We start from the raw sequence: 24,139 nt of genomic DNA, 5'->3' as shown, positions 1-24,139 counted from the left end.
CGCACGATGAAAGCCCAAGCCCGCCACATTCTGGTGAAAACTGCCGAAGAAGCCGAACAGCTCAAACAACGTATCGCCAAGGGCGAGGCGTTCGATGTGCTGGCGAAAAAGTTTTCGACCTGCCCCTCCGGCAAACGCGGCGGCGATCTGGGTGAAGTGCGTCCAGGGCAGATGGTCGGAGCGATTGATGCGGTGATTTTCAAGAAGCCTTTGCGGACCGTGCATGGTCCGATCAAGAGCAAGTTTGGGTATCACTTGGTGCAGGTGTTTTACCGGGATTAATGGATTGGAGCGAGGGCCTCTTCGCGAGCAGGCTCGCTCCCACATTTGGAATGCGTTCCCCCTGTGGGAGCGAGCCTGCTCGCGAACCGATTGCGCAGCAAACGGCCATTCAGATCTATTTAGGGATCAGCGCCCCCGGCACTTGAATCACTTTGCTGGCCAGCAGGTGTCCAGCCTGCGCTGCCTCTTCCGGGTTGCCGCCCATCAACCGGGCAGCCAGATACGCCGCACTGAACGAATCCCCCGCCGCCGTCGTGTCGACCACTTTCTCGACTTTCTGCGCCGGCACTTCAAACGCCTCGCCATCACACAGAATCAGACACGCCTCGGCGCCGCGCTTGAGCACCACCTCCGGCGTACCAATCGTTTCGTAGGCCTCGAGCACTGCATCGCTGTCGGCATACCCAAACAATGCTTGCTCGTCATCCACCGTCAGCAACGCCATATCAACATAGGGCAGAACGCTGTTATACGCCGCCTGTGCGTCCTCGCGCGAAGCCCACAGACGAGGTCGGTAATTGTTGTCGAAGACCGCCCGCGCACCGCGCCGCCGGGCCTCGATCAGCGTGTGGATCAGTTGTTCCCGCCCCTTCGCGCCGAGCACCGCCAAAGTGATGCCGCTGAAATACAGCACGTCGTAATCCGCCAATGCCGCCAGAATCGGCTCGGCTGCCGGCGTCGTGAAGCAGTCGCGCACGGCGGCTTCGTTGCGCCAATAGAGAAAACGACGTTCACCATTGGCATCGGTCTGAATGCAATACAGGCCCGGCAAGCGACCGGGCAAGCGCTGCACCAGATCGAGGCCGATGCCTTCGTCGGACCAGATCTGGCACATGGCGTCGCTGAAACTGTCATCGCCCAGCGCGGTGACGTAATCGACCTGCGCCTTGCCGCCCAACGCCCGAGCGAGATAGACCGCCGTGTTGAGGGTGTCGCCGCCGAAACTCTGTTGCAGGCTGCCGTCGGCGCGCTGCTGGAGTTCGATCATGCACTCGCCGATCAGGGCAATGCGCGGAGTTTTGTGCCCTTTGGGGTAGAAGCTTGTCATCGGGTTGCCTGCTCTTTCTCGGGTGTCTGAACTGACGCCTTCGCGAGCAGGCTCGCTCCCACATTGAAATGCATTCCCCTGTGGGAGCGAGCCTGCTCGCGAATGGCGACGACTCGGTCTGAAACCTTAGAAACAGGTTTCCATGCTCTCGATCACCGACAACTGCTCATCCACCAGCAAACCGGTGCGCCACTTGTCAAACGTCAGGCACGGATGCGAAGTGCCAAAGGAAATGATGTCCCCCACACGCAACTCAACCCCCGGCGCCACCGTCATGAACGCGTGCTGATCCATCACCGCCGTCACCTTGCACGCGCCGACATCATCGCCCACCGCCGGCACGACGCCGGCCTTGTAACGCCGCAATGGCACCGGCAAACCGGCGTCGTACGCCACGTCGCGTTTGCCCAGGGCGATCACTGCGAAACCCGGTTCCGGCAGCGACTGCACGTGCGCCCAGACTTCCAGCGCCGGACGCAAGCCTTCGTGCAGATCACTGCGCCGGTCGAGCACGCAGCACTGCGCTTCTTTATAGATACCGTGGTCATGGGCCACGTAACTGCCGGGACGCAAGACGCTGAGGAACCGCCCGCCGGCGTTTTGCGCTTCGAACGACTCGGCAATCAGGTCGTACCACGCCGAACCGGAAGCCGTGATGATCGGCTTGGCGATCGCAAACGCGCCGCTGTCCTGCAACTGCACCGCCAGACGCACCAGCGACGCGGCGAATTCGCGAATGCCGCTGACCGCGTGGTCGCCATGAATCACGCCTTCGTAGCCTTCGATGCCGGTCAGCGCCAACGCCGGTTGCGCGTTGATCGCCTTGGCCAGTTCGATGACTTCCTGCTCGCTGCGGCAACCGCAACGGCCACCGACCACGCCGTACTCGATCATCACGTTGAGCTTCACTCCGCGCGAAGCGAAGTAAGCGCCGAGATCGGCGACGTTGTCCGGGTGATCGACCATGCAATAGAAATCGAACGACGGATCGGCGAGCAAATCGGCAATCAGTGCCATGTTCGGTGTGCCGACCAATTGGTTGGCCATCAGCACGCGACGCACGCCGTGGGCGTAAGCCGCACGGGTCTGGGTGGCGCTGGCGAGGGTGATGCCCCACGCGCCGGCATCGAGCTGACGCTTGAACAGCGCCGGGGTCATGCTGGTTTTGCCGTGGGGCGCGAGTTCGGCGCCACTGTCGCTGACGAATTTCTGCATCCAGCGAATGTTGTGTTCCAGCGCTTCACGGTGCAGCACCAGCGCCGGCAGGCTGACATCACGCCCCAGATGCGCGCCGATGGCAGCGTTACCCTTCTCCACAGCGTGTGTATTGGCAGTCGTCATGGTCGAACTCCTCACAGTCGCGGCCGCAGGCAGCCGCGGTTATTCGTTGATACGCCGGGCGAGGCTATTGGCGCTCTCGATCAGTACCCGGCGATAGTCGTTGTAATTGTTCTTCGCATCGGCCCGTGGGGCGACGATGCACAAGGTGCAAATGGCCACGCCGTGGCGGTCTTTGACCGGTGCGGCGAAGCAATGGGTAAAGGTGTCGGCGACACTGTCGAAGGAGAAAAATCCATCGATGCCGGCCTGGCGGATTTCGCCCAGAAAACGTTGCAGCGGCAGGCGTTCGCCGTCGGGCAGGATGTAGTCGTCCTCGTCGATCAGGTCGATGATCTGTTGATCGCTCAAGTGCGCGAGCAGCAAACGTCCGGAAGCGGTCCACGGGATCGGCGCGTTTTCGCCGATGTCGGAAGAAATGCGGAAATGCCGCTCGCCCTCCTTCATCAACGCCACCGTGTATTTGCGCCCGTTGAGCAGGCACATCTGCGCGGTTTCACGGGTCTGGCTGACGATCTCCTGCAAGGCGTGATCGGCCTCACGGCTGAGGTCGAAGTGACGCAGGTGGGCCTGACCGAGGAAATACAACTGACGGCCAAGATAGACATGACCGTCCTTGCCCACCGGCTCAAGAATCCGTCGTTCCAACAGCGAAGCAACGAGTTCGTAGACCGTGGATTTCGGGCTGCCAATGCCGTTGGCGATATCGTTCGGGCGCAACGGCTGGCCGATTTCCTTGAGGAAATCGAGGATATCGAACGCCCGGTCCAGACCGCGTGCCCGGCGTTTGATGGTGTCTTCGGTCATTTCAGTGGTTCCCATTCAAATTCGCCGGGAGTTTACCGCTAATGATCGTTCCCATGCTCCGCGTGGGGGACGCAGCCCGGGACGCTCTGCGTCCCTTGGAAAGCGGAGCGTTCCGTGAGGCATTCCCACGCAGAGCGTGGGAACGATCATCTGTAGTTCAAGCCTTTTTCTTGTACGCAATGCAGTCGATCTCGACCTTGCAGTCGACCATCATGCTCGCCTGCACACAGGCCCGCGCCGGGGCGTGCTCAGGCTGGAAGTACTCGCCGAAGACCTTGTTGAAACTGCTGAAATCACGCGGATCGTCCAGCCACACGCCGGCACGCACCACGTCTTCCAGGCCATAACCGGCCTCTTCGAGGATCGCGATCAGGTTCTTCATGGTCTGATGAGTCTGCTCGACGATGCCGCCAACGATAATCTCGCCATCCACCGCCGGCACCTGACCGGACACATGCAGCCAGCCATCCGCTTCAACCGCGCGGGCGAATGGACGTGGCTGGCCGCCAGCGGCGGTGCTGCCGGTGCCGTAACGAGTAATGCTCATGGGTACTTCTCCTGTTTACAAAATGAAAAATCAAAACCGCGTGCTTTTCAGAAACTCAGCCAGACGCGGTGATTGCGGGCGTTCGAACAGATCCTTGGGAGGCCCCTGCTCTTCGATCCGCCCCTGATTCATGAAAACGATCTTGTCCGAGACCTCGAAGGCAAACCGCATCTCGTGGGTCACCAGCAACATGGTCATGCCGTCTTCGGCCAGACCCTTGATCACGTTGAGCACTTCGCCGACCAACTCTGGGTCGAGGGCCGAAGTGACCTCATCGAACAGCATCAAACTCGGGTTCATCGCAATCGCTCGGGCAATCGCCACGCGCTGCTGCTGACCACCGGACAACTGGCCGGGAAAGTGATTGCGCCGCTCCAGCAGGCCAACGCGCTCCAGCCATTTCTCGGCAAGCACCACGGCTTCGTCCTTGTGCATCTTCTTCACTTTGAGCAGGCCCAAGGTGACGTTCTGTAACGCGGTGAGATGCGGGAACAGATTGAATTGCTGAAACGCCATGCCGGTCATTGCGCGGTGCCGGGCGATGACCTTTTCCGCATGGCGCACGCGTTTGCCGTTGCTTTCGTCGTAGCCGATCGATTCGCCGTCGAGCAGGATCTGCCCGCCCTGGAACTCTTCGAGCATGTTGACGCAACGCAGCAGCGTGGTTTTGCCCGAACCGCTGGAGCCGATCAGCGTCACCACGTTGCCGCGTTGCATGCTCAGGTCGACACCCTTGAGCACTTCGACCGCGCCGTATTGCTTGTGCAGGCCACGGATGTCCAGCAGCGGCTGGCCGTTTTGAACGTTGGAAACTTGAGCTTCAGTCATGGCAAGGCCACCCGCTTTTCAATGTGCCGGCCGAGTAATTCGATGCCGTAGTTGATGACGAAGAACAGAAAACCGGCGAACAGGTAGAACTCCAAAGTCATGAAGTTCCGGGCGATGATCTGTTGGGTGCTGAGGAGCAATTCGGCGACGCCGATGACCGAGAGCAAGGTCGAGGCCTTGACGATTTCGGTGGACGAGTTGACCCAGGTCGGCAGGATCTGCCGCAACGCCTGAGGCAACAGCACGTAGCCGAGGGATTGGTAGAACGTCAGGCCGATGGCCTGGCTCGCCTCCATCTGCCCGCGCGGCAACGCTTGCAACGCACCGCGAACGATCTCGGCAACGTGCGAGCCGCAGAACAGCGTCAGGCCCAAGGCGCCGGCCTGGAACGCGCTGATCTGCCAGCCCAGCGCCGGCGCCATATAAAAGCAGGCCAGCACCAGCACAAACACTGGCGTTCCGCGAATCAGATCGACGTAAAAACGAAACGGTGCGCGCATCCAGAACTTGCCGTAGGTCAGCACCAGACCGGTTACTACGCCGAGCATCGTGCCGAGCAGAATCGCCAGCGCCGAGACTTGCACACTGGTCAAAAAGCCCTGCCATAAAGGCTCGCGGGCGACCCACAATTCATGTAACCAACTCGGAGATTCGTACATCGCAGCCTCCTATCGGCGAATTGCCAGACGCTGCTCGAGGTAACGCAGCAGCATGGCAATGAGGTAACAGGCCGCGACATACAACGCAGTGGTCACCAGCCAGGTTTCAATCACCCGGTAGCTCTCGACGTTGATCTTGCGCGCGTAATAGGTCAGCTCCGGCACTGCAATCGCAGCGGCCAGCGAAGTGTCCTTGAACAGCGAGATGAAGTTGTTCGACAGCGCCGGCAGGACGTTGCGCAGCATCACTGGCACGGTGACGTAAGCCTTGACCTGCCATTCACCGAGACCAATCGCCAGCCCGGCTTCGCGCTGCCCTTTGGGGATGCTCAACAAGCCACCACGGAACACCTCCGTCAGGTAGGCCCCGGCATACAACGAGAGCGTGATGATGAACGACGGGATCTTGTCCAGACGGATCCCCAGGCTCGGCAGGGCAAAGTAGATCAATAGAATCAACACCAGAATCGGCGTGTTACGCACCACCGTGACGTACACCGAAGCCAGCACCCGCAAGGCGCGATGCTTTGACAGCAACGCAAACGCCATCAGCAGGCCGATCACGCAGCCGATGGCGATCGACACCAGTGCCAGCTCAAGCCCCAGACCGAGCCCCGCCAGCAAGGTGTCGAAATCGCGCCACACGGCGGCAAAGTTCAACTGATAGTTCATGGTCAGCAGTACCTTGAGCGGGGCGACATGAGCCGCCCCACTCTCACGGGATCATTTGAATTCAACAGGGAAACCGATCGCAGGCGATGGCAGGTCAACGCCGAACCATTGCTTGAACGAGGCGGCATAGGTCGGGAACTCAACGCCGGTCATGGCCTCATGCAACGCGGTGTTGACGAAATTCAACCAGTCCTGATCGCCGCGTTTAACTGCGCAGGCATAGGTTTGCGGGCTCCACGCATACGTCGGGCTGCGGTAGCGGCCAGGGTTCTGCACCATTAGGTATTTGACCGAAGACTGGTCGGTGGCGGCGGCATCGGCACGGCCGGAGTTCACGGCCTGATACATCAGGTCAACGCTGTCGTACTGATCGACCTTGGCTTTCGGTAGTGCCTGATGCACCAGTTCTTCCGCGTAGACGTTTTGCAGCACCGCCACGGTGACGCCGTCACCGCCCGCTTGCAGGTCTTCGATTTCCTTGTACTTGCTGTTGTTCGGCAGCAGCAGCCCAACGCCTTCGCGGTAGTACGGCAGGGTGAACGCGACTTGCTGCGCACGGCTGGCGGTCACAGTGATGAACTGACAGCTCATGTCGACCTTGTCGGTCAGCAGATTGGGAATCCGTGCATCGGACGACTGCACCACGAACTCGACCTTGCTCGGGTCGTTGAACAGTCCTTTGGCGACGATGCGCGCGATGTCGATATCAAAACCCTGCAACTTGCCGTCCGCGCCCTGAAAGTGCCAAGGCGCATTGGTGCTGCCGGTACCCACGATCAATTTGCCACGGGCCAGCACACTGTCGAGCTTGCTGTCGGCTGCCTGGGCCATACCCATAACAGCGGACGAAGCCGCGAGAACAAAAACACACGCATTGAACAACGAAGGACGGCGATGCATGGCAAGCACTCCAGAATTGTGTTTATTCCGCTATACCGGAACACGGTTTGTTACTACGGAATAGACAGCAGAAAGTGTGCCACAAGAATGGCCTGGAATCAGGAACAGATTGAAATAACATGAGAATCAGAGAGATGCGGAGCATCGCTGCATGAACGCTCCGTACGGTTGATTTCCAACACGCTACCGATGACCACACCAGGCGAGTACTAGGGCCACATTTCAGGGCGTGCGGCACAAAACAAAGCACATTGCACCTGTCAACTCTGACAGTTGGCGCGGATGGCGAGCTCACCTACCTTGAACGCATCCCGCCGCACCTGAAGGAGATCTCCATGAGCGTGAATGCCCCTCTCTCCGAGTTGTCGCCCACCTACCGCAAAGCCCTGAAAACCTGGCGCCCGGTGATCCTGTATTTCGCCAACGAACACTGCCAGGCCTGCGAATGGGCCGGGCCGATCTTTCGTCAGACCGCCGAGCCGTATCGGCATCGCGCCAACATTTATATGCTCAGCACCAGCGAGTCTCCCCGCCATCCGCAAGTGACCGGCACGCCGACGGTGCTGTTCTACAAAAACGGCAGGCTGGTGAAAAAACTCAAAGGCATCGGCTCCGAAGATTCCCTCGCAAGGGATTTTGCCGAACATATCGGCAAGACCAAAGCCCCTTCCGCCCGCCGCAAACCCTCGCATGATCTGACTTGGCTGCGGCAGACCCTGCGCACCCTGCGCACCGTTACGCGTGCAAACCGCTGGAACTTTTCCTGAAAGTGCCAGCTAAAAGCCATCAAACGATGGCACTTTCGCTCCAAATCATCGGTAACAAACAAGCCTCAAGCCAGATTGGACAAGCTCCCATCTGGCTGCTTTTCTTTATTTCTCAGTAAGAGATCACGCTTCCGGCAGCTTTGCCCCAAGCGGTGCCAAGTCCAGGAGGGGTCAATGTCTTTCAAAGTCATGATGGTTTTCGGTACTCGCCCGGAGGCCATCAAAATGGCTCCGCTGGCCCGGGTTCTGCGTCAGTGGCCTGACATCCAACTGAACATCTGCTCCACCGGTCAGCATCGCGAGATGCTCACTCAGGTGCTCGACGCATTTGAACTGACAGTCGATGAAGACCTGCAAGTGATGACCCAGGGTCAGACGCTCAACGGTTTGTCGCAACACCTGCTGGCACAGCTTGATCAGGCGTACGACCGGGTCAAACCCGATATCGTGCTGGTCCACGGTGATACCACCACCAGCTTCATCGCCGCCCTCGCCGCGTTCAATCGGCAACTGCCCATCGGCCATGTCGAAGCGGGCCTGCGTACCGGCAACCTGCGAGCCCCGTGGCCTGAAGAGGCCAATCGGCGCCTGACGGGCGTCATCGCCGATCTGCACTTCCCGCCGACATCGAAATCCGCAGCCAATCTGCTGCGCGAAGGCGTGCCCGAGGACAACATTGAAATCACCGGCAACACGGTGATCGATGCCTTGCTGTGGATGCGTGCCCATCAGCAACACAGCGATTGGCACCCGGCGGCTGACTCGCCGCTGGCGGTGCTCGATGACAAGCGGCGGATGATTCTGGTGACCAGCCATCGTCGGGAAAACCTCGGCGATGGCTTTCAGAACATCTGCCAAGCCTTGGCGGAACTCGCCGAGCGTTACCCGGACGTGCAATTCGTCTACCCGGTGCATCTCAACCCGCTGGTGCAGGAAGTGGTGTACGGCATGCTCGCCAACACACCGAACATTTATCTGGTCGCACCGCAGGACTACCCGAATTTCGTCTGGCTCATGGGCCGTGCGCATTTCATCCTGACCGACTCCGGTGGCGTGCAAGAAGAAGCGCCTGCCATTGGCAAGCCGCTGCTGGTATTACGCGACGTCACCGAGAGACCTTCAGTGCTGGAAAGCGGCACCATGCTGCTGGTCGGTACTGACAAGGCACGCATCGTCAAGGAGGCGAGCCAGTTGCTCGACGATCAGGAAACCTACACGCGCATGAGTCGCGTGCATTTCCCCTATGGGGACGGCCATGCCAGCGAACTGATTGCCACCCGCCTCCAAGCCTGGTTGAGCGCTCGCTCGACCGTGGGTAACGGAGCATGAGTCTGGGTTGGGTCGATTTCTTTGCGTATGTGCTGTTCGGTCTTAAATATGTGGCGATTGCCCTCGCCCTGCTGATGTTCTTTCTCGGTCTGGATGACTTGTTCATCGACCTTGTGTACTGGGGCCGCAAGCTGATTCGGCGCTGGCGGATCTACGAAAAATTTGACCGCGCCGATGAAGAACGGCTGTACACCATTGCGGAAAAGCCGCTGGCGATCATGGTGCCCGCCTGGAATGAAGTCGGCGTGGTCGGTGAAATGGCGCGTCTGGCGGCATCGACCATCGATTACGAGAACTACCAGATCTTCGTCGGCACCTACCCCAACGACGCCGAAACCCAAGCGGACGTCGACGCGGTCTGCCAGCACTACCCCAATGTGCACAAAGTGGTCTGCGCCCGTCCCGGCCCGACCAGCAAGGCCGATTGCCTGAACAACATCATCGACGCGATTCTGCGTTTCGAAAGCGAAGCGAAAATCCAGTTCGCCGGGTTCATCCTGCACGATGCCGAAGACGTGATTTCGCCGATGGAATTGCGCCTGTTCAATTATTTGCTGCCGAACAAGGATCTGATTCAGATCCCGGTCTACCCGTATGCGCCGGAATGGAAAGGCTTCACCGCCGGGCACTATGTCGACGAGTTCGCCGAGAACCACGGCAAGGACGTGATTGTCCGCGAAGCGCTGACGGGTCAGGTGCCGAGTGCGGGCGTCGGCACCTGCTTCAGCCGCAAGGCCATCAGCGCCCTGCTCGAAGACGGCGACGGGATCGCCTTCGATGTGCAGAGTCTCACCGAGGACTACGACATCGGTTTCCGCCTCAAGCAGAAAGGCATGAAGTGCATCTTCGCCCGTTACTCGGTCAGCGATCCGAAGCTCGCGCTGGAGCAGCCGTGGGTGTTCGGCATGAACCGAGAATTCTCCCAGGTCATCTGCGTACGCGAGCATTTTCCCCGGGACTTGCAACACGCGATCAGACAGAAATCTCGCTGGATCGTCGGCATCGTGTTTCAGGGCACCAAGAACCTCGGCTGGAGCCGCAAAGGACTGCTCAACTATTTCCTCTGGCGTGACCGTCGCGGGCTGATCGCCTACATGCTGAGTTTTCTGGTCAACCTGTTGTTCGTTGTCCTGTTTGCCATGTGGCTGGTGACGGTGATTTCTCCAGAGTCGTGGCGTTATCCATCAATTCTCTCCGACAGTTCAATTCTCCCCGTGCTGCTCTGGCTCAACGGTTTCATGCTGCTCAATCGACTTTTCCAGCGTGGCTGGTTCGTCACCCGCTATTACGGACTGGTCGAGGGCCTGCTGTCGGCGCCCCGGATGATGTGGAGCAACTTCGTCAACTTCTTTGCCAACCTGCGCGCACTGCGTCAGGTCATGGAAATGGGCGACTCGCGACGCGTGGCCTGGGACAAGACCACCCACGAATTTCCGGCGTTGACCACGGCACAACGTGTGCCGCTGGGCCATCGACTGGTGGAAAAAGGCCTGCTCACCGAAGAACAACTGGAAGCGGCCATTACCAGCCCGGTACGTCGGCGTCTCGGGCGTGAACTGCTGCTGCGCGGGTACATCGACAGCACGCAACTGGTTCAGGCACTGGCTGAACAACTGGACCTGGAGTGGGCGCCGCTCAACCCGTTCAAACTCGACAAACGTCTGATCGACGCTGTGCCGCGGCGGGTCGCGTCGCATTACGGTGTACTGCCCGTCGCCGAAGAAGGCGACACCTTGGTGCTGGCCTCAGAAGGCCCCGTCAGCCAAGTGTCCCTCGGCGCAATCAGCCGGCAATTGAAGCGTCCTGTGCGTAGCCGACTGGCACCCCAGGGCCGAGTGACACTGGGGATTCGTTACTGGTATGCCAGCCCCCGCCAAAATGAGGAAATGCACCATATGCTGGAGGTGCTGGAACGTCATCAGGACGACGAAGCTTTATTGGAACGCGTCGGTCGCCATCAGGTGCTGCTCGGCAATCTGCTGCAGGTACGCGGCATGGTGCCGCCCACCCTGTTCAATCAAGCCATGATCGATTTCGATGCCGAGAAAATGTCGCTCGGCGAACATTTGATTTCTCGCGGCATGATCACTCAGGAAGTGCTCGAACAAGCACTGGCCGACCAGGCCAGCGAGCAACAGGCTGCCTACCGCATCGCTCGGGAGGTCGCATGAAGCCTGTTCACCGTCACACCCTGTTGATCGCCAGCCTGTTACTCGGCCTGGGCGCAGCGTACCCCTTACAAGCCGAACCGCTGAGCGACTTCGAGCAGTTCCGCAGCTACCCCTATATGGATCGCAGCTATCGCGAGGCGAAAAAAGGCAACTGGAAAGAAGTTGAACGCTTGATGCGGCACTTGCTGGAGAAAGTGCCGAAAAACGATGAAGCACGCGCCTTGCTCGTGGAGGCGTTGGCCAACCAGCGTCGCTACAAGGATGCCGTTCAGGCGTTGCCGAAAGATAACGGTGAAGCGCTGCTCGACCTGCGCCTGACCTGGATCGAACAGGACCCACCGAGCAGCACACAGGTCGAGCAATGGATGGCCACCAGCGATCTAAACGATCGCGTACGGCTTTGGCAGGCTTACAGCCTGAGCCTGGCCAAGTTTGGCGGTGCGGCCAAGGCCCACGACTGGCTGGCGCAGCTTTCGCCCAAGGGTGATGAAAACATTCTGCGTCTGGCCCGGGCCAACTGGTCGGAACAACTGCGTGACTGGAGCGGCACCATCGACGAACTGGCACCACTCGCCGCCCGCGACCAACTGGATGCCGAAGGCTGGCAGCGGCTGGCCAACGCCTACGTCCAACGCCTCGATGAAAAACCCCTGCAACGGCTGTTGCAGCAGGCGCCAAGCCCGCAAGCTGCGCGCACCGTGCGTCTGGCGATGGTCGATCGCGCCATCGCCATGGGCCACGACCAACAGGCGCAGCGCTGGCTGCAATCCTTGCCTGCCGAAGACCTCGCCGATCCGGCGCAACGCCAGCGCCTGTGGGAACTGGCGCGGCAGACCGACGATGCGCCCACCGTGCAACGCCTGAGCAATGACTTGCAGCGCCCTTGCCTGGAAACCGCAGAGTGGCTCTCGCGCCGTGACCCTGAAGCCGCACTGACACAACTGCGACAGTGCCAACCCTCGGAGGATCCGCAAACATGGCTGGTGCTCGCGCAGCGCCTGCAAGCCACGGATTTACTGCAGAGCACGCGATTGCCCGAGCCCTGGGACAGCCGTCGTCAGGCCCAATTGGTCGATGTCTGGGAGGAACAGGGCGAGAGCAGCAAAGTCATGGTCTGGCTCGCCGGCCAGACGCAGACCCCGGCCGTGGTCAAACGCAGGGCCGAACTGGCCCAGCGCATGGGTCGCCACACGGAAGAACAGACGCTGTGGGAATACCACTACCGGCAAACCGGCAATCCCGCGTCGCTGAATCAGGCAAGTTTCCTTGCACTGCAAAGCGGGGATCGCGTCCACGCGCAGCAACTGCTGGAAAATGCCTACGACCGTCACGGTGCGCGCCTGCCGCCAGCGGCGCTGCAACGTCTGGCAGGGCTTTATGCGTCAACAAAAGACACCACGCCCGCGCAACAACGGCGCATGGCGTCCTTGATCGGTCATATCGACGGCGCAACCCGTGGCCAACTGCTCGCACAACTGGCCGAGACCGGCCAATGCGATATCGTCCAACAAGCCATCGGCAGTCAGCCACACGTGGCCGGCGACTATCGCGCCCTCGGTCGCTGTGCCATGCCTGATCGTCCCGGTGAAGCCGTGGTGTATTACCAGCAGGCGGAAAAACTCGGTGATCGCGGCAGCCGTGTGCCGTTGGCCTACGCGCTGGAAGCTGCCGGCGATTCCGCCGGCGCATTGGCCATCTGGCGCAGCATTCCGCCGGCCGAACTCACAGACAATGCGCGTCTTACTGCTAGCCGCAGCGCATTGAACGCGGGCGACAATCAAACCGCTGAGCGCTTCTGGCAGCAAAGCAGCACGCGCGGTGCCAATGAATGGTCACTCGGTGCGGCCATCGCCGATGCTCGCAGTGATCATGCAGTCGCGCTGCAACGGCAACGCCAAGCCTTGCAACTCGCCCCCGACGCCGGGCATTTCTACGCGGCTTCAGTCTCGGCGCAAAAGGCGGGTGACCTGCCGCAAAGCAATGCCTGGCTGGCCGAAGCCGTGCGTCGCGACCCGGCCAATCCGCGTTATCGAGCCGACTACGGCATGCGCTTGTCCGGTGCGCAAACCCGCGAAGAACGCGCCACGGCCATACCCTATCTGCAACAGGCGACCCACGATTTCCCTGAGGACTATCAACTCGGCGAAACCCTGGCGTGGCGTTACGACGAAATCGAGGACAGCGCCTCAGCGCGCAAAGAGCTGCGCCGGGTCATCGATCTGGAACAGAACCCGGTGGCCGCTGACGATGAAGACGGCAGCATGGAGGCGCGGCGCTATCGCCAGCGGCGCGCCCATGAAGCGCTGGCTCGTCGCGACAGTTTTACAATCGCCAGTACCTGGTCGCCGGCCGGGGTATCGACTAACGACTTCTTGCGTGACGATGACAGCACGGGTTCAAACCGCAGCCCCAACTCGCAAAACGTTCAGGTCGCCATGTGGGATCACGCCCTGGGTGAGGAACCAAGCCGCGCCGGCAGTTCGCTGTCGGTTTATGGCCGCGTGTTGCTCGGCGGGCAAGGCCGCTCCAGTTACGCCGAATCCGTCGCGGCAGGCGTCGGCTTGCGCTACAAGCCGTGGGGCACGCAAAACATCAACTTCTACGGTGAGATCTACAAGCAGAGCCAATTCGACGACAACGACAACCATGGCCTCAGCCTCGGCCAATTAATCAATCCCGACAAACTCTCGGACCAGCTCGACGATCACCGCGAGGACGGCCACACCACCACCGACTACCTGCTGCGTGCCACCGCCTCGTTCCTCGATCAGGGAAAGTACCGCAACGACTGGCGCGTTGACGAAAGCGAATGGGACGAACGCTTCCTCTACCTCGACGCCGCGTGGTGGACCAAGGCCGGCGATCACCAATGGCTGTCGCGTTTCCAGCAAGGTCATGCGTGGAAACTGCCCTTCAATGGCGCTCAGACCCTCATGCCGTATGGCTTCCTCGAGTTTGCCAGTCAGGATCCGGGCAACGATTGGCGCCAGGACCTGCGCACCGGTGTCGGCCTGCGTTGGCAATGGTGGTATGACGATGATCGCTACAATGCGTACCGCTCCAAGCTGACCGTGCGCACCGAATATCAACAGTCGCTCGGCGGCAATCTGTACGAAGGCGGCAACGGTGTGCTGCTGGGCGTGGAGTGGAGTTTCTGATGGCGCGCTGGATGCTGTTTTTCTGCCTGATGCTGGGCACTGTCGTCGCACGCGCCGATGAGCGAGTGTTCTATCAACCGCTGAATGTCGACGCCAGCCTGAACCAGGCGCAGTGGCAAAAAATCTGGCAGGACACCGCCAGACAAGGCGCGCGCACGCTGATTGTGCAGTGGACGGCCTATGGCGACGCCGATTTCGGTGGCGCCAACGGCTGGCTCGCCAACAGTCTGAAAATCGCTCAACAGCAAGGCTTGCAATTGGTCTTGGGCCTGAAAATGGACCCGGCCTACTACCAACGCATCGATGAACTGGACACAGCCGGTCTCGGTAAATATTGGCAAGCGCAATTGGGCCAGTCACTGGCTCAACAGCAGAAGCTGCGCAAAGACTGGAAGTTGCCGGTACAGGGCTGGTATCTGCCGCTGGAACTGGATGACTTTCACTCTCTCGCGGCAGATCGCCGGGTAACCCTGCAACGCCAGCTCAAGGACTTTGCCGGCAAGCTCGATGCACCGTTGCACGTCAGCGCGTTCAGTGCCGGCAAACTCGCCCCGTCGGTCAACGGACAATGGCTGGGGGAACTCAGCACGGCAGGCATTCAAGTGTGGTGGCAGGATGGCGCCGGTACGGGTCGCTTGCCTGCGGTGGTGCGCAACGGCTATGTCAGCGCACTGCCCTGCTCCGTCGGCATCGTGCGAGAGGCGTTTCGTCAGGTCAGCCGCGAAGGCCAAGCCTTCCACGCCGAACCCGCCGCTCCCGATGCGACGCCGACCGGCTGTCACCCTGGCGCGGTGTTCTCACTGCGCTATCGTCCATGGGGCCGGGTGATTCTCGACAACCAGCGCCAACATCAGGGCAGCGATGTACAAAACCATTGAAGAGCAAGTCCTGAAGAAAACTGCGCCCGCCGAATTGCGGGCGGAGTTCATCCAGCATGAATTCGAGCGCTTGCATTCCTTCAGCGTGCTGATCTACATCGTCAGCATGGGCATGTGGCTGCTATTCGACCTGATCGTGAGCTTACTCGGCGGTCAGGGATTCACCTGGCGCTCGATGGTTTTCCTGGCGTTGTTTGCGGTGTTGACTGTGGTGCTGGCGTTTACCCGCAAGGCTCGGCACTTCGATGTCATCAGCGTGCTGTTCGTGCTCGGTCTGACCGTCGGCATACGCTTTATCGTCAACGGCCTTCCACCCGCCGTGCACAGTTCCTGGCTGGTCCTCGCGGCGGCGAGCATGCTCTACAGCATTTCAGTGCTGCCGCTGAGTCGCTGGTCATTCTTTGTTGTGCAGGCGCTGATCTGGGGGCTACTCAACCCGTTTATCAACACCACCATCAGCCTGTTCGAACTCAGAGGCGTGCTGACCGCGTGCTACAGCGTGTTTCTCTGCGCACTGACCATCTACACCTTTCTGAAATTGCGCGAGGCCAAGCTCTACAACTACATCATGTCCAGGCTGCTGCTGGATCAGGCCTATAACGACCCCCTCACGGAAATTCCCAACCGCCGTTCCTTCATGACCGTCGCCGAACAACACCTGCACGCCGTCCCGCGCGAACATGACCACTACCTGGCCATGATCGACATCGACAACTTCAAGAAAGTGAATGACACCTACGGCCACGACATCGGCGATGAGGTGTTGAAACGCGTTGCCGCCGACATCAAAACCGTCATGCTGCCGTTCGATTACGCCCGACTGGGCGGAGAAGAGTTTGCGATTTATCTGGCCGGCGTCCGCCGCGAAGACGTGGAAGCCCTCGCGACCGAACTGTGCCGATTGGTGCGCGAGCGACCCACGCGGCACCCGGTGACCATCAGCATCGGCGTGACCCGCGTGGAGGACAACGACACCCTGAACCAGGCGCTGATCAAGGCCGATGCTGCACTGTATGAGTCAAAGCATACCGGCAAGGATCGGTACACTTTTCATCAGTAGATTAAGCCGGCTTCGGTATTACGCGGCCTCAGGAACCAACAACACCCGCGTCACACGCCGTTCCTCAACCGCGACAACCGTCATCTGCCAACCCTCATGGGCCAGGCGATCACCTTTCATCGGCAATCGGTCCAGCAAGCTCATCACCAGTCCAGCCATGGTCTGGTAATCCTCGGTCGGCTCCGCGCCGAAGCCGGTGCGCTGGCGAACCCGGGTCAGGTTCAACGCACCACTGACCATAAACCCGCCCTGCTCTTCGACAACGTCCGGGCCTTCGATTTCGCTGGCATCGGGCAATTCGCCGGCAATCGATTCAAGGATGTCGGTCATGGTCAACACACCGACGAAATCGCCGAATTCATTGACCACGAAGGCAATGTGCGTGGATGCGCCGCGCATTTGCTCCAGCGCATTCAGGATGGAATAGCTGTCGAGCAAATTGATGGTTTTGCGGGCCAGATGCTCCAGATTCGGTTCGATACCGGCCAGATATTCCTTGAGCAATTCCTTCTTGTGCACAAAGCCCAACGGTTCATCCACCGCACCGTCACGAATCAATGGCAGGCGCGAGTAGGACGAATGCATCAACTTCGTACGAATCGCCTCCGCGTCGTCAGCCAGATCGATGCTATCGACGTCAGCGCGAACGGTCATCAGGGCGCGGATCGGACGCTCCGCCAGTTGCAGCACACCGCTGATCATGACCCGTTCACGCCGATCGAACAGCTCTGCATTCGGCGCTTCGCCATCGTCCAGCAGATCGGAAATATCCTCGCCGACCTCCTCCACCGCCAGTTTTCGTCCACCGAGCAAACGCATGACTGCGTGGGCGGTGCGCTCGCGTATCGGGCGCAAACCCTGCATCGAGCGCTTGCGACGGGCGCGGGCAATCTGGTTGAACACTTCGATCAGGATCGAGAAACCGATGGCTGCGTACAGATAGCCTTTCGGAATGTGGAAGCCCAGGCCTTCAGCGGTCAGGGCAAAACCGATCATCATCAGGAAGCCCAGGCACAGCATGATCACCGTCGGGTGTGCGTTGACGAAGCGCGTCAACGGCTTGCTGGCAACGATCATCAGGCCAATGGAAATGATCACGGCGATTATCATCACCGCCAGCTCATCGACCATGCCCACGGCAGTGATCACCGCGTCGAGTGAGAACACCGCGTCCAGCACCACGATCTGCGCGACGATCGGCCAGAACAAGGCATACGCGGTATTCGTCGAACGCTCGCCAACGTGGCCCTCGAGCCGTTCGTGCAACTCCATCGTCGCCTTGAACAGCAGGAACACACCGCCGAACAACATGATCAGGTCACGACCGGAGAAGCTCTTGTCGAACACCTCGAACAACGGCTGGGTGAGCGTCACCAGCCAGGAAATGCTCGCCAACAGGCCCAAGCGCATGATCAGCGCCAATGACAGACCAATGATGCGTGCGCGGTCGCGCTGATGCGGCGGCAGTTTGTCCGCAAGAATTGCGATGAACACCAGGTTGTCGATGCCCAGCACCAACTCCAGCACGATCAATGTCAACAAGCCCAACCAAGCCGTGGGATCCGCTAACCATTCCATAAAACGTCTCGATCTCTCTTCAGTGAATTCAGGCTGCCGGGCACGGCAAAGCGCAACGCGAAGGCTTGGGAGCCGCATTGACAACGATAGTCGGGGGTCGGAAAACCGGATGCTGCGAGTGCGTCAAGACCGCGCCATGGCGCGTGGGGGAACTACAACTGGGAGGTTCCGAGAGGGTGTTCATGTAAATCCTGAAGGAAAAATGGCCTTGGAGCGTACAGCCTTTGGGAACATTTCCTACAGCGGCAAATCATTTCAAAATCTGTAGCAGCTTGAAAAGCATCGCGAGCAAGCTCGCTCCCACTGGGAAAAACGCGTTTCAAATGTAGGCGTGAGCCTGCTCGCGATGAGGCCTGTTCAGCTACAGGAAATATCAGAAGCTAAGCAATTCATCGATATGCCGATAGTCCGCCTCAAGCGCCGCAGCCAGCTCCCTCGCCCGGCCCAGCCGAATCGGCCCGCGCTCAATGTCAATCAACAGCCCCGGGCACTCCGGTGCCGACACCGTCGTCAGATCTTTCAAACGCCCATCCGTCACCACCAGCAACCGCTGCTGTTCGGCCGCAAAGCGCTTGCGCCGAACCGTCAACCATTCCTGCGCCTGGGCCAACGCCGCCAGCAACGGTGTCCCGCCGCCGGCGCCCAGCTGATCCAGCCAGACGCGCAGGCCGCTGGACGCTTTCAAACCCTGCACCTGCCATTTCGGCACCGTGCCGCTGGCAGTCAACAACGCCAGTCGCGCACGCTGCCGGTACGCGTCATCGAACAACTGCGCAAGCAGGCCTTTGGCATCGCTCAAGGATTGATGACGGCGAGTCGAAGCGGAAGCGTCGACGATCACCAGCCACAGCTCGTGAGGCGACCGCGTGCGCAACTGAAACAGCAGGTCTTTGCGCGCGCGCGGGCGTCCATTGAGCAGCGTGCCCGGCCAATTTACCGTGCCGCTGCGGGCCGTGTGGCGTTTACCTTGGCGTCCATTGTCCAGTTGTCCGGCGCGGGGTCTGGCATTCGCCCCCGCATCGGATCGGGGGCGAATGCCTAAGGCTTTTTTGGCCAGCTCGGCACTTCGCGGCGGGCACCGGTGGCAAGCGCAGGAGCGGGCATATCGCCCCACTGCCCCTGACCGTCGCTTGGTTTCGTGGCCTGACTTTCAGCCGGCGACTGCGCCGATTGTTGTGGATTGGTTGGCGGTTGCTCACGGCGTCGATGGCGCAGGGCAAACTCGGCCACGGCGTCGATATCTTCTTCGCCAATCACCGCGGCACCCCGCCATGCCGCATGAGCGCGGGCCGCACGCAGCCAGACCAGATCGGCGCGCAAACCATCCACCCCGGCCGCAAAACAACGTTCGGTGATTTGCGCCAGCGCCGCATCGTCCAGCGCAATATTCGCCAAAGCAGCCCGAGCGCTCTCGCAACGCGTGCGCAAAGCCTGTTGCTGCGCTTCCCACTGCGCACAGAACCCTTGCGGGTCGCTGTCGAAATCCAGTCGCCGCCGAATGATCTGGCCGCGTTCGATGGGCGCGGTGTGTCCGCTGAGGGCCACGTTGAGACCGAAGCGGTCGAGCAACTGCGGACGCAACTCGCCCTCTTCAGGGTTCATCGTGCCGATCAGGACAAACTTCGCCGAGTGCCGATGGGAAATGCCGTCACGCTCGATCAGGTTGGTGCCACTGGCCGCGACATCGAGCAGCAGATCGACCAAGTGATCGGCCAGCAGATTGACTTCGTCGACGTAGAGCACGCCGCCGTCGGCCTTGGCCAGCACCCCGGGGGAAAACTGCGCGCGCCCTTCGCTCAGTGCGGCGTCGAGGTCCAGCGTGCCGACCAGACGCTCTTCGGTCGCCCCCAACGGCAAGGTGACGAACTGGCCGCTGGCGAGCAGATCGGCCAGGCCTCGGGCCAACGTGGATTTTGCCATGCCGCGCGGGCCTTCGATCAGCACGCCGCCGATTTTCGGGTCGATGGCGGTCAGGCACAGGGCGAGTTTCAGGTCATCGGCGCCGACCACGGCGGAGAGGGGGAAATGCGGGGTGTCGGTCATTTGGGTTTTCTCTGTCGTGGTCATTGGTGTTCTTGGCGTTGTGGTGCGTCAGTTGGGATGGCCCTCACCCTGGCCCTCTCCCAGAGGTAGAGGGGACTGACCGAGGTGTTCTGGCGAGTTACGCCGACCTGATATATCGAGCCGAGCTCAAGTTTTGACAGCAACACAAATCGGCCCCCTCTCCTTCCGGGAGAGAGCTGGGGTGAGGGTAGCTTTTGAACGGCTACATATCTTCTTCTATATCCAGCAGCAGGTTTTCCAGCGCTTCTTTATAAGCCCCGGGCTCCTGCCACATCCCGCGTTGCTGTGCCTCGAGCATGCGCTCAGTCATGTCGCGCAGCGCATGCGGATTGTGTTCGCGAACAAAATCCCGCGTCGCCGGATCGAGTAGATACGCATCAGCAAGCAACGCGTATTGGTGACCGTCGATCAACTGCGTTGTGGCGTCGAACGCGAACAAATTATCCACCGTCGCCGCCATTTCGAAGGCGCCTTTATAACCGTGGCGTTTGACCCCGTCGATCCATTTCGGATTCGCCGCACGCGAGCGGATGACCCGGTTCAGCTCTTCTTTCAAGGTGCGGATCTTCGGCAGGTCCGGCTGGCTGTGATCGCCGTGATAACTGGCTGCCGCTTCGCCGCGCAGACTCTCGACGGCGGCCAGCATGCCGCCCTGGAACTGGTAATAGTCATTGGAATCGAGCAGGTCGTGCTCGCGGTTGTCCTGATTCTGCAATACCGCTTGCACCTGGCTCAGGCGCTGGACGAATTGCTCGCGGGCCGCCGTGCCTTCATCCGAACCGCCATAGGCGTAAGCGCCCCAGTTCAGATAAACCTCGGCGAGATCCTCACGGCTTTGCCACAAACGCCCATCGATCGCGCCCTGCACGCCGGCACCGTAAGCGCCAGGTTTGGCGCCGAAGATGCGCCAACCGGCCTGACGTCGCGCGGAGTCTTCATCGAGGCCCGATTGCAGCAGCGCCTCGCGCTCGGCGCGAACTTTGGCGGCCAATGGGTTGAGATCGTCCGGCTCGTCGAGCGCCGCTACGGCTTGCACGGCAGCATCGAACAGGCGAATCAGATTGGCGAACGCATCGCGGAAGAACCCGGAAACCCGCAGCGTCACATCGACACGCGGGCGGTCGAGCAGGCTCAACGGCAGAATCTCGAAATCATCCACGCGCTGACTGCCGGTGGCCCACACGGGACGCACGCCCATCAACGCCATGGCCTGAGCGATGTCATCACCGCCGGTGCGCATGGTGGCGGTGCCCCACACCGATAATCCGAGCTGGCGCAGGTGATCGCCGTGGTCTTGCAGGTGACGTTCGAGGATCAACGTGGCGGACTGGAAACCGATGCGCCACGCCGTCGTAGTCGGCAGATTGCGCACGTCGACCGAGTAGAAGTTGCGCCCGGTAGGCAAGACGTCGAGGCGGCCACGGCTGGGCGCGCCGCTGGGGCCGGCGGGAACAAAGCGACCACCGAGGGCGTCGAGCAGACCGCGCATTTCAGCGGGGCCGCAGGCGTCGAGACGTGGGGCGACGACGTCGCGCAGTGACTGGATGATCGCGTTAACATCAAGCCACCCCGCCCCCTGTGGGAGCGAGCCTGCTCGCGAAGGCGTTTTTTCAGTCGATATTGATTTACCTGACACACCGGTTTCGCGAGCGGGCTCGCTCCCACAGGGAATTTGTAGTGATTCGAAGATTAAGTGAGTAGCGAAGAGTTCGAGACGTTCGCGGGTATCACCGGCAGTGCGCCAGGTTTCCTCGCTTTGCGCTTGCAGCTCTGCCGGGCGCGGGCCGTTCCATGGGTCGGCCAGCCCGCAGTCGAGCGGATCGAAACCCAGTTCAAACGCCTTGGCCAGCGCCCGCAGCAGACTCGACTGCGCGCCTTTGCCGTCGCCACGCGGAATCCGCAGCAGCGCCAGCAACGTATCGATGCGCAAGCGCCCGCTCGGCGACTCACCGAAGATGTGCAAGCCATCGCGGATCTGCGATTCCTTCAGATCACACAAATAGGTATCCAGACGCGGTAGCCAGATCGCCGCATCGGCGTCGCTGTCCAGCGCGGCATCAAGCTGCAGTTCCCGATCGATCTGTGTGTCACGCACCAGTTGCAGAATATCGCGCTGCAACTCACGGGCACGGCGCGGATCGAGCAGTTGCGCCTCGTAATATTCGTCGGCCAACAGTTCCAGATTGCGCAACGGCCCGTAGTTTTCAGCGCGGGTCAGCGGCGGCATCAAGTGGTCGATGATCACCGCTTGCGTGCGCCGTTTGGCCTGGGCGCCCTCGCCCGGATCGTTGACGATAAACGGGTAAATATTCGGCAGCGGCCCGAGCAGCGCGTCCGGCCAGCAGTTTTCCGAAAGGCCGACGCCTTTGCCCGGCAACCATTCGAGGTTGCCGTGTTTGCCGACGTGGATCACGCCGTGGGCGCCGTAGGTGTTGCGCAACCAGAAATAGAACGCCAGATAAGCGTGCGGCGGGACCAGATCCGGGTCGTGATAGACCGCACTCGGATCAACCTGATAACCGCGCGCCGGCTGAATGCCGACGAAGGTCAGACCGAAGCGCAGCCCGGCGATCATCATGCGACCGTCGCGGCACATCGGATCGTTTTGCGGCGCGCCCCAACGTTCGACCACCGCCGCACGATTGGCTTCGGGCAGCGCGTTGAACATCGCTAAATAATCGTCCATCGCCAGGCTTTGCTGGCACGGGCGCAGGTCAATGGTGTCGAGGTCGTTGCTGACGCCACCGAGCAATTGCTGGATCAACTCGGTGCCGCTGTTGGGCAACTCTGCGCTGATCGGATAGCCCTCGGTTTGCAACGCGCGGAGGATATTCAGCGCTGCTGCCGGCGTGTCGAGACCGACACCGTTGCCGATGCGTCCGTCGCGGGTCGGGTAGTTGGCCAGAATCAGCGCAATGCGTTTTTCGCCGTTCGGCACCCGCGCCAGATCAATCCAGCGTCGCGCTAGTTCAGCGACAAAATCCATGCGCTCAGGCTGGGCGCGGTAGCAGACCACATCGGACTGACTGCGCTCGCTGCGCCAGGCCAGATCCTTGAAACTGATCGGCCGGCTGATGATGCGCCCGTCGAGTTCCGGCAAGGCAATGTGCATCGCCAGGTCACGCGGGCCAAGGCCCTGCTCGCTGTCGCGCCAGCCGGGCTCGTTGTCCTGCGCGCAGATCGCCTGAATCACCGGAATATTGCGACGAAACGGGCGCAGATGCGGCGCCTCGGGACTGGATTGAGCGAAACCGGTGGTATTGAGGATTACCCCCGCCTCGACTTCGTCCAGCCAATCCTCCACCACTGACAGGCAGCTGGGCTCTTTCAGACTGGCCACCGCGATCGGCAGCGGATTGAGCCCCGCCGCTTGCAGGCGCTGGCAGAAAACATCGATAAACGCCGTGTTCGCCGCTTGCAGGTGTGAGCGATAAAACAGCACCGCCGCGACCGGTTGCTCAGGCAGCCATTCGGCTTGCCAGTCACTCAGTGCGGCGGTGGGTTTGTTCGGGTGGTAAATCGCCGTGCGCGGCAATGCTTGAGGCTCGGCCCACGGGTAATCGCGGTCGAGCCAACGGCTGGCCATGCATCGGAAGAAATCCAGCGCATTGCCCATGCCGCCCTGACGCAAGAACTGCCAGAGCCGGTCGCGATCCTCGGCATTGACCGTGCTCAAGTCGCTGAGCTCCGGATCGGGACGGTCGTCGCCCGGCACCAGAATCACCTGCACACCGCGGTCGGCCAACTCGATCAAACGCTCGACGCCATACCGCCAATAAGCGATGCCGCCGTGCAGGGAAATCAGAATTACCTTGGCGTGACGCAGCACTTCGTCGACGTACAGATCGACCGAAGCGTGATTCTGCACCTGCATCGGATTGGCCAGACGCAGGCTCGGATAATCCTCCGGCAACTGCTGCGCAGCCTCGGCGAGCAGCGCGAGACTGGAGTCGCCGCTGCACAGGATCACCAGCTCGGCGGGGGTTTGTCCAAGGTCGGCAATATTGTCATCCGAGACGAAACCGCCGGGCTGGGTCCTGAGCAGGTGCATGG

19 protein-coding genes are annotated in these 24,139 nt (G+C 60.7%); 7 read left to right on the top strand and 12 right to left on the bottom strand.

The genetic code is table 11. The features are described from left to right. Positions 1–6: 6 nt before the first annotated feature. Complete coding sequence (locus ACQ4OE_RS02610) at positions 7–282, top strand: peptidylprolyl isomerase (protein WP_007912322.1); 276 nt, start codon at positions 7–9, stop codon at positions 280–282. Between the two features lie 115 nt (positions 283–397). Here the strand turns inward: ACQ4OE_RS02610 and ACQ4OE_RS02605 are convergent, their stop codons facing one another. From ACQ4OE_RS02605 to ACQ4OE_RS02570, 8 genes are all read right to left on the bottom strand, one after another. After that, complete coding sequence (locus ACQ4OE_RS02605) at positions 398–1,330, bottom strand: sugar kinase (RefSeq protein ID WP_430945567.1); 933 nt, start codon at positions 1,328–1,330, stop codon at positions 398–400. A 126-nt stretch (positions 1,331–1,456) separates the two neighbouring features. After that, positions 1,457–2,671 (bottom strand): amino acid deaminase, encoded by a 1,215-nt coding sequence (locus ACQ4OE_RS02600; protein ID WP_430945566.1) that lies wholly within the window; start codon positions 2,669–2,671, stop codon positions 1,457–1,459. Between the two features lie 39 nt (positions 2,672–2,710). Next, complete coding sequence (locus tag ACQ4OE_RS02595) at positions 2,711–3,475, bottom strand: IclR family transcriptional regulator (protein ID WP_430945759.1); 765 nt, start codon at positions 3,473–3,475, stop codon at positions 2,711–2,713. 157 nt (positions 3,476–3,632) lie between these two features. Continuing rightward, a complete protein-coding gene (locus tag ACQ4OE_RS02590) occupies positions 3,633–4,022 on the bottom strand; it encodes a RidA family protein (RefSeq protein WP_430945565.1) in 390 nt (129 codons plus the stop codon). Positions 4,023–4,052: 30 nt separating this feature from the next. Next, a complete protein-coding gene (locus tag ACQ4OE_RS02585) occupies positions 4,053–4,850 on the bottom strand; it encodes an amino acid ABC transporter ATP-binding protein (RefSeq protein WP_008078018.1) in 798 nt (265 codons plus the stop codon). Then, positions 4,847–5,509, bottom strand: a complete 663-nt coding sequence (locus tag ACQ4OE_RS02580) for an amino acid ABC transporter permease (protein WP_122590829.1) — start codon at positions 5,507–5,509, stop codon at positions 4,847–4,849. The genes ACQ4OE_RS02585 and ACQ4OE_RS02580 overlap by 4 nt, the downstream gene beginning before the upstream one ends. A 9-nt stretch (positions 5,510–5,518) precedes the next feature. Continuing rightward, positions 5,519–6,181, bottom strand: coding sequence for an amino acid ABC transporter permease (locus tag ACQ4OE_RS02575; protein WP_003225455.1), 663 nt, complete (start codon positions 6,179–6,181; stop codon positions 5,519–5,521). A 51-nt stretch (positions 6,182–6,232) separates the two neighbouring features. Next, positions 6,233–7,081, bottom strand: coding sequence for a transporter substrate-binding domain-containing protein (locus ACQ4OE_RS02570; RefSeq protein ID WP_430945564.1), 849 nt, complete (start codon positions 7,079–7,081; stop codon positions 6,233–6,235). A 335-nt stretch (positions 7,082–7,416) separates the two neighbouring features. On the opposite strand from ACQ4OE_RS02570, the gene ACQ4OE_RS02565 reads away from it, so the two are divergent. The 6 genes from ACQ4OE_RS02565 to ACQ4OE_RS02540 all read left to right on the top strand — a co-directional run bounded on the left by ACQ4OE_RS02565 (position 7,417) and on the right by ACQ4OE_RS02540 (position 16,444). Continuing rightward, positions 7,417–7,848 (top strand): thioredoxin family protein, encoded by a 432-nt coding sequence (locus ACQ4OE_RS02565; protein WP_430945563.1) that lies wholly within the window; start codon positions 7,417–7,419, stop codon positions 7,846–7,848. Between the two features lie 174 nt (positions 7,849–8,022). Then, positions 8,023–9,177: a non-hydrolyzing UDP-N-acetylglucosamine 2-epimerase gene (gene wecB, locus ACQ4OE_RS02560; protein WP_430945562.1), complete on the top strand. Its 1,155-nt coding sequence runs from the start codon at positions 8,023–8,025 to the stop codon at positions 9,175–9,177. Continuing rightward, a complete protein-coding gene (gene nrfB, locus ACQ4OE_RS02555; RefSeq protein WP_430945561.1) occupies positions 9,174–11,348 on the top strand; it encodes a cyclic di-3',5'-guanylate-activated glycosyltransferase NrfB in 2,175 nt (724 codons plus the stop codon). Before wecB ends, nrfB begins: the two co-directional genes overlap by 4 nt. After that, positions 11,345–14,506 (top strand): NfrA family protein, encoded by a 3,162-nt coding sequence (locus ACQ4OE_RS02550; RefSeq protein WP_430945560.1) that lies wholly within the window; start codon positions 11,345–11,347, stop codon positions 14,504–14,506. Before nrfB ends, ACQ4OE_RS02550 begins: the two co-directional genes overlap by 4 nt. Then, positions 14,506–15,384: a DUF4434 family protein gene (locus ACQ4OE_RS02545; RefSeq protein ID WP_430945559.1), complete on the top strand. Its 879-nt coding sequence runs from the start codon at positions 14,506–14,508 to the stop codon at positions 15,382–15,384. Before ACQ4OE_RS02550 ends, ACQ4OE_RS02545 begins: the two co-directional genes overlap by 1 nt. Then, complete coding sequence (locus tag ACQ4OE_RS02540) at positions 15,368–16,444, top strand: GGDEF domain-containing protein (protein WP_430945558.1); 1,077 nt, start codon at positions 15,368–15,370, stop codon at positions 16,442–16,444. Before ACQ4OE_RS02545 ends, ACQ4OE_RS02540 begins: the two co-directional genes overlap by 17 nt. An 18-nt stretch (positions 16,445–16,462) precedes the next feature. Here ACQ4OE_RS02540 and ACQ4OE_RS02535 read toward each other — a convergent pair whose 3' ends face one another. The 4 genes from ACQ4OE_RS02535 to cobN form a co-directional block, all read right to left on the bottom strand. Continuing rightward, positions 16,463–18,022, bottom strand: a complete 1,560-nt coding sequence (locus ACQ4OE_RS02535; protein ID WP_430945557.1) for a TerC family protein — start codon at positions 18,020–18,022, stop codon at positions 16,463–16,465. Between the two features lie 373 nt (positions 18,023–18,395). Then, positions 18,396–19,079: a vWA domain-containing protein gene (locus ACQ4OE_RS02530; RefSeq protein WP_430945758.1), complete on the bottom strand. Its 684-nt coding sequence runs from the start codon at positions 19,077–19,079 to the stop codon at positions 18,396–18,398. Then, positions 19,061–20,065, bottom strand: a complete 1,005-nt coding sequence (locus ACQ4OE_RS02525; protein ID WP_430945556.1) for an ATP-binding protein — start codon at positions 20,063–20,065, stop codon at positions 19,061–19,063. The genes ACQ4OE_RS02530 and ACQ4OE_RS02525 overlap by 19 nt, the downstream gene beginning before the upstream one ends. A gap of 223 nt (positions 20,066–20,288) precedes the next feature. Then, a complete protein-coding gene (gene cobN / locus ACQ4OE_RS02520) occupies positions 20,289–24,137 on the bottom strand; it encodes a cobaltochelatase subunit CobN (RefSeq protein ID WP_430945555.1) in 3,849 nt (1,282 codons plus the stop codon). Between the last annotated feature and the right edge of the window lie 2 nt (positions 24,138–24,139).

The organism is Pseudomonas sp. WC2, from assembly GCF_050586545.1.
Taxonomy (GTDB): domain Bacteria; phylum Pseudomonadota; class Gammaproteobacteria; order Pseudomonadales; family Pseudomonadaceae; genus Aquipseudomonas.
The sequence above is the reverse complement of the archived record's forward strand: the minus strand, read 5'-3'. Positions and strand labels throughout refer to the sequence as shown.

Coding starts and splice junctions, on each gene's coding strand:
- ACQ4OE_RS02610 (WP_007912322.1), top strand. CDS start 7: ATGAAAGCCCAAGCCCGCCACATTCTGGTGAAAACTGCCGAAGAAGCC.
- ACQ4OE_RS02605 (WP_430945567.1), bottom strand. CDS start 1,330: ATGACAAGCTTCTACCCCAAAGGGCACAAAACTCCGCGCATTGCCCTG.
- ACQ4OE_RS02600 (WP_430945566.1), bottom strand. CDS start 2,671: ATGACGACTGCCAATACACACGCTGTGGAGAAGGGTAACGCTGCCATC.
- ACQ4OE_RS02595 (WP_430945759.1), bottom strand. CDS start 3,475: ATGACCGAAGACACCATCAAACGCCGGGCACGCGGTCTGGACCGGGCG.
- ACQ4OE_RS02590 (WP_430945565.1), bottom strand. CDS start 4,022: ATGAGCATTACTCGTTACGGCACCGGCAGCACCGCCGCTGGCGGCCAG.
- ACQ4OE_RS02585 (WP_008078018.1), bottom strand. CDS start 4,850: ATGACTGAAGCTCAAGTTTCCAACGTTCAAAACGGCCAGCCGCTGCTG.
- ACQ4OE_RS02580 (WP_122590829.1), bottom strand. CDS start 5,509: ATGTACGAATCTCCGAGTTGGTTACATGAATTGTGGGTCGCCCGCGAG.
- ACQ4OE_RS02575 (WP_003225455.1), bottom strand. CDS start 6,181: ATGAACTATCAGTTGAACTTTGCCGCCGTGTGGCGCGATTTCGACACC.
- ACQ4OE_RS02570 (WP_430945564.1), bottom strand. CDS start 7,081: ATGCATCGCCGTCCTTCGTTGTTCAATGCGTGTGTTTTTGTTCTCGCG.
- ACQ4OE_RS02565 (WP_430945563.1), top strand. CDS start 7,417: ATGAGCGTGAATGCCCCTCTCTCCGAGTTGTCGCCCACCTACCGCAAA.
- wecB (WP_430945562.1), top strand. CDS start 8,023: ATGTCTTTCAAAGTCATGATGGTTTTCGGTACTCGCCCGGAGGCCATC.
- nrfB (WP_430945561.1), top strand. CDS start 9,174: ATGAGTCTGGGTTGGGTCGATTTCTTTGCGTATGTGCTGTTCGGTCTT.
- ACQ4OE_RS02550 (WP_430945560.1), top strand. CDS start 11,345: ATGAAGCCTGTTCACCGTCACACCCTGTTGATCGCCAGCCTGTTACTC.
- ACQ4OE_RS02545 (WP_430945559.1), top strand. CDS start 14,506: ATGGCGCGCTGGATGCTGTTTTTCTGCCTGATGCTGGGCACTGTCGTC.
- ACQ4OE_RS02540 (WP_430945558.1), top strand. CDS start 15,368: ATGTACAAAACCATTGAAGAGCAAGTCCTGAAGAAAACTGCGCCCGCC.
- ACQ4OE_RS02535 (WP_430945557.1), bottom strand. CDS start 18,022: ATGGAATGGTTAGCGGATCCCACGGCTTGGTTGGGCTTGTTGACATTG.
- ACQ4OE_RS02525 (WP_430945556.1), bottom strand. CDS start 20,065: ATGACCGACACCCCGCATTTCCCCCTCTCCGCCGTGGTCGGCGCCGAT.
- cobN (WP_430945555.1), bottom strand. CDS start 24,137: ATGCACCTGCTCAGGACCCAGCCCGGCGGTTTCGTCTCGGATGACAAT.